Origin of the sequence: Microcystis sp. M109S1 (assembly GCF_020247025.1) — a bacterium.
Lineage (GTDB): Bacteria > Cyanobacteriota > Cyanobacteriia > Cyanobacteriales > Microcystaceae > Microcystis.
Genome location: NZ_JADBRW010000167.1, coordinates 1 through 4,879, shown reverse-complemented (window position 1 = coordinate 4,879; position 4,879 = coordinate 1). Strand labels below are relative to the sequence as shown.

The 4,879-nt window shown below is 40.6% G+C and carries 5 protein-coding genes and 1 pseudogene; 2 read left to right on the top strand and 4 right to left on the bottom strand.

What is annotated here, in order from left to right; translation table 11 throughout:
• Positions 1-369: 369 nt before the first annotated feature.
• The gene (gloA, locus tag IM322_RS07960) at positions 370-780 is read left to right on the top strand and encodes a lactoylglutathione lyase (RefSeq protein WP_002796773.1); all 411 of its coding nucleotides are present in this window, start codon (positions 370-372) and stop codon (positions 778-780) included.
• A 21-nt stretch (positions 781-801) separates the two neighbouring features.
• On the top strand, positions 802-1,275 hold the full coding sequence (locus IM322_RS07955; RefSeq protein WP_287674226.1) for a CYTH domain-containing protein: 474 nt from the start codon (positions 802-804) through the stop codon (positions 1,273-1,275).
• A gap of 18 nt (positions 1,276-1,293) precedes the next feature.
• Here the strand turns inward: IM322_RS07955 and nusB are convergent, their stop codons facing one another.
• The 4 genes and pseudogenes from nusB to IM322_RS07935 all read right to left on the bottom strand — a co-directional run.
• A complete protein-coding gene (gene nusB, locus IM322_RS07950) occupies positions 1,294-1,947 on the bottom strand; it encodes a transcription antitermination factor NusB (protein WP_287674228.1) in 654 nt (217 codons plus the stop codon).
• Positions 1,948-2,102: 155 nt separating this feature from the next.
• Positions 2,103-3,566, bottom strand: coding sequence for a DNA phosphorothioation system restriction enzyme (locus IM322_RS07945; RefSeq protein WP_287674229.1), 1,464 nt, complete (start codon positions 3,564-3,566; stop codon positions 2,103-2,105).
• 455 nt (positions 3,567-4,021) lie between these two features.
• Entirely contained in the window at positions 4,022-4,609 is a 588-nt protein-coding gene (gene hemJ, locus IM322_RS07940) for a protoporphyrinogen oxidase HemJ (RefSeq protein WP_286824591.1), read from the bottom strand.
• A 56-nt stretch (positions 4,610-4,665) separates the two neighbouring features.
• A pseudogene (locus IM322_RS07935) lies at positions 4,666-4,879 on the bottom strand (RNA-guided endonuclease InsQ/TnpB family protein); the annotation flags it as partial.

Here is a 4,879-nt window from a genome sequence, read left to right as displayed (position 1 = left end):
GGCTTCTACGACTAGCATCTAACAATCCTCGACCCTTGGTTAAATTAATTATCGAAAAAATCGGGTCTAAAACCTCGCCTTTTAAGGTGAAAAGTTTTTGGAGCGGGGCATAAATCCCCGTTACAAAAACGGCCTCCTGCCTCCTGCCCCCTGCCTCCTGCCCCCTGCCTCCTGCCCCCTGCCTCCTGCCCCCTGCCTCCGTTAAAACACAGTTTACCTACAAATGGTAGAATTAAAATCGTGCTTCGCCGTCAATATCCTGGTCGGATTTCATCCCCCGCAAAGGTTGATGTCTTGTCGAAAAATTTAGCGGGGGCATTCATCCGACATTTTAGGTAATTTTTCCATCGATGTCATCTAAAAATAATCATGCGTCTCTTACACACCATGCTCCGGGTCAATAACTTGCAGGAATCTCTACAATTTTACTGCGATGTGCTAGGAATGAAGTTACTGCGCCAGAAAGACTATCCCAATGGTCAATTTACCCTCGCTTTCGTCGGTTATGGCGATGAAGCTAATCATGCTGTCATCGAACTGACCTATAATTGGGGAGTCGATCGCTATGAAGTCGGTAATGCTTACGGTCATATTGCCCTGGGGGTGGATGATATCTATAGCACCTGTGAGAAAATTAAAGCTCTTGGTGGCAATGTCACCCGGGAACCAGGCCCGATGAAACACGGTTCTACCGTGATTGCTTTTGTGGAAGATCCTAATGGCTACAAGATCGAGTTAATTCAACTAGGAACCCAAGCTGCTGCCGTGGCTACGGCTTAAATTTATTGCCATCAAAAGCTTATGACTGTTGAAATTGAACGGAAGTTTCTGGTTAAAGGGGATTCTTGGCGATCGCTTGCGACCAGCAAGTTGTATCGTCAGGGATATATTCCTACCCAAGAGGGATTGACAACTGTGCGAGTTCGTGTAGTTGGAGATCGGGGCTATTTAACCATTAAAGGCAAGACTGAGGGGATTAGTCGCCCAGAATTCGAGTATGCAATTCCCCTAGAAGATGCGGAGCTCATGTTAGAAAAACTCTGTAAAAAACCTTTAATTGAAAAGATTCGTTATCGCATTTCTCTGGATAATTTAACTTGGGAAGTTGATGAATTTTTAGGGGATAATCAAGGTTTGATTATGGCTGAAATTGAGTTAGAACAAGAGGATCAAGTCATTACTATTCCTGATTGGATCGGCGAAGAAGTCACGGGAGATGAGCGATACTACAATATCAATTTACAGGAATATCCCTATAAAATGTGGTCATTGTAGTATTAATTTCTTTCGTGGTTAACTCTGGGTGGATACGGCTTTTTCTGATTCGTTTAGCTTATTCGTTACCCGTCGGAGAACGCCATTAATAAAGCGATAACCTTCATCATCAGAATAACGTTTTGCTAATTCGATTGCTTCATTAATCGCTACTTTTTGAGGTAGATCGAGATAGAGCATTTCTGCCACGGCAATTTGGAGGATATCCCGATCGATTCTTGGTAAACGACGTAGTTGCCAATCCACTAAAGCGCCGGTTAATTCCTGTTCGATTTCCGCACGACGACGATAGACTGTACCGATTAATTCTAGGGCATATTCCCGCACTTCGTACTGACTAGATAACTGAACAATTTCGGGAAAATCTATCACGGTTCCTAAACGATTAATGGCATTGTGAGTAAGAGAAATTGCTTCTTGTACCATAGTTTGGGCGCTTTTTAGATTTGTGGCCTTAGTATCACTAGCGAGAATCCGTTCATTGCCGCGACTAATTTCGGCAGCAGCGGTTTCTAAGGTTTCTTGAATTTCCAGGGTTAAGGTTCTAACTGCGACTAAAATTAAATCGTTTAAAGTTTGCTGTTCTAGGTTTTCAGGATTGCCTTTAATCTGACTTAAACTCAAAAGGGCAAGTTCTCGAGCAATGCGACGGGGTTGTTGACGGGGAGACATAGAAGTTTAGAAGTAGAGGAAAGAAAATTATACAACTTTATTGATCGCTATTCGGTTGGGTTAATTTTTCTCGGCGATCAATCTTGACTTTCAGATCAATTCTTGACTAACTTCTATTCTAGCATAAAAGCTGCCAAGATTTAATTTTTCAGGTTTTAATTAGACAAAAGACAATATCTATCTTGAATCTCCCCTAATTTAGTCTCAGCTTCTTGAGCATTAATAGCTAATTGGGCAAACTCTAGAAAGCGTTTTAATTCCTTGCGTAATAAATTCCTTTCTACTTCCCAAGTTTCTCGATCTAAGGTCGGTGGCATAACGATCATATCAAATAAAGTGGCCTGTTTTTTATCGGGATGGGGGCGCAATATTCGCCCGCGACGCTGAATAAATTGTCGAGGATTACTACTACTAGCCAGAATGACTGCGTTTTGAATTGATGGCAGATCTACTCCCTCATCTAAACATCTAATTGCCACTAATCCTTGTAGATAACCCTCCTCAAATTGTTGGCGAATTTTTTCTCGTTCTTCTAGGGAAGTTTCTGCGGTGTAGGTAGCAACTCGATAACCTAATTGATTGCCCAATAAATGAGTAACTGCCTCTACTTGACGACGATAATTAGCAGTATAATTTTCCACATAACCATCCCCACAATAAAATAAAGTATGATCCGTATCTAAACGCTCTTGCATCAGTTGTTGTAAAGCCTGTAATTTATTACTTGCTGAACCAACTAATCGTGACCTTTGCATTAACAAAGCGGTGAGGTTTTCATTACCATTGAAATTACTATTTTTCTGCAAAGTCCAGCCGATTCTTTGGGTTAATTTTGCGTATAATAAAGCCTCACCGTCGGTTAACTCAACCAAGACTGGATAATAAAAATAATTGACTAAAGCTCCTTTACTAATAGCATCAGCTAGGGTAAATTCTGGTTGTAGAATTTGCCCAAAATAATCAAGAATAGCGTCAGTTCCTTCCTCATCAAAATATCTTTCAGGAGTAGCGGATAAAGCCAATCTTAGACCTAAAGAACGGGGTAATAATTCTTCTAATCGGGGGGAACCTAAATTATGTGCTTCATCACCAACGATTAAAGTTTTATCGGGGAAAAATTTTATTTGTGATTGAAAACCCTCGCTAATAAAAGTTGAGTTAGTAGTTAAAATAGTGACAAATTTTTGATTACCCGCTTGCACATTATATAACTCTGTGGCTAGTTGACTTTGCCATGTATGGACACTTTCGTAGGCTAAAATCGGTTTAAGATTAAATTTTTCCGCTTCTCGTTGCCATTGATTGACTAGGTGACGATAGGGGCAAATTACTAATAATACTTGCAGTTCTATCGCTTGGTAAAGTTCCATGGCAATAGCTAAAGCAGTAATAGTTTTACCGCTGCCGGTGGCCATTTTTAAAGTTCCCCGTCCCCGATTACGAAACCAACTGATAATCGCTGTATTTTGGTAGTCTCTCAATTCCAAATCGGGGGGAATTCTAGGAATACCAGAGGGATTAACTCGATAGAATCCTCGCAATTCAGCAACTTGTCTGAGCTTGCGGGAACTCAGAAAATCTCTAGTTATTTTTTCCCAATCTATCCAGCAACTATTCATAGAACCTCTTGGAAAAATCAAAAATTGTTGTTAGGGTTAGGAGTCAGGATTCGGTCGTCAGGATTCGGTCGTCAGGAGATTGTTTTTATTTAGGGTTTGCTGTTCGCAAGAGGTTTATAAGCTAAACGGCGCTTAACCTGCATGATCCAATAGCTATAACCCTTTTGGAGTCTATATCGGTGATCCGAAGTAAAAGCCGTTTAGCTTACTAAATCCTGTTTAAAAGGTATAGGGGAGCAGCGGAGCGCCGGAGCAGGGAGAAACAATCCATAGCTTGGGAGTTCATCACACTATTAAAAATAGTTTTTGTATAAGCTCAAAAATAGCAAAAAGCCAAAAAGCTAAAAGCTAAACGTTGCTACCTATACAATTGGGATGGACTAAAAAGACCATCCCACAGCTGTCAAACCACTCTTAACTGTTATCCTAGAAACCTAGGGAATGATTGAGATAATTTACCTGGTCGCTACTTCTTCTTTTTGGGGAGTATTTTGCCGAAGTTTTTCTTGATCTTTGCGACGTTTTTTAGCATAAAGTTGGATTGTCACCGCCATTAATACCACTAAAGCTACAATTAACCAAGTGGTCAAATCGAGGGGTAATTGATTCTTAAATACTGCCAAAAGGACAATAACTACCAATAACAGGGTTGGTGCTTCATTTAACGCCCGAAATTGCTGTCCCGTCCAATTACATTCCCCTTTTTCTAGCTTTTTCATGATGCGACCACAGTAGAAATGATAGAGCAGTAAAAGAGCCACAAAGGATAATTTAATATGTAACCATCCCGATTTTAAAATTTCCGGTTCTGTGGAGATTAAACCGATCGCCATGGCCACGGTGACAATCATCCCCGGTGTGGTAATGATATTGTAGAGTCGCTTCTCCATGATCTCGTATTGTGCTTTCAGAATAGCTTGTGCGGGTTCCGTTTCTGTTGCTGCCTCCCCATGATAGACAAACAAACGTACTAAATAAAATAGTCCCGCAAACCAAACAACTACCCCAATCAGGTGAAATGCTTTAAACCAATAGTAAGCCATAGTCTATATTGTGATGTGAGTCCCGAATTAATTAGTCTAAGAGTTATCCATAGTTACTAATTCTGTACGCAAACGTCGCACTTTGAATCAGCTTTGTACGCTTTGAACCGTACAGGGCTAACTACAAGTCTCTCTATCGGATTCTTGCTAAATGCAACCTCTCCGACTACCTTTCTCCCTATATTTAATGAACCATTAATATCTGCTCCATAGAGATAACCTGACGAACTTCTAAACAATCCTCTTTTAACTCTCTTGCCCAAATATTTT

Bases quoted from the DNA above. Each gene is read 5' to 3' on its own strand.
- IM322_RS07955 (WP_287674226.1), top strand. From the start codon at position 802: ATGACTGTTGAAATTGAACGGAAGTTTCTGGTTAAAGGGGATTCTTGG.
- gloA (WP_002796773.1), top strand. From the start codon at position 370: ATGCGTCTCTTACACACCATGCTCCGGGTCAATAACTTGCAGGAATCT.
- IM322_RS07945 (WP_287674229.1), bottom strand. From the start codon at position 3,566: ATGAATAGTTGCTGGATAGATTGGGAAAAAATAACTAGAGATTTTCTG.
- nusB (WP_287674228.1), bottom strand. From the start codon at position 1,947: ATGTCTCCCCGTCAACAACCCCGTCGCATTGCTCGAGAACTTGCCCTT.
- hemJ (WP_286824591.1), bottom strand. From the start codon at position 4,609: ATGGCTTACTATTGGTTTAAAGCATTTCACCTGATTGGGGTAGTTGTT.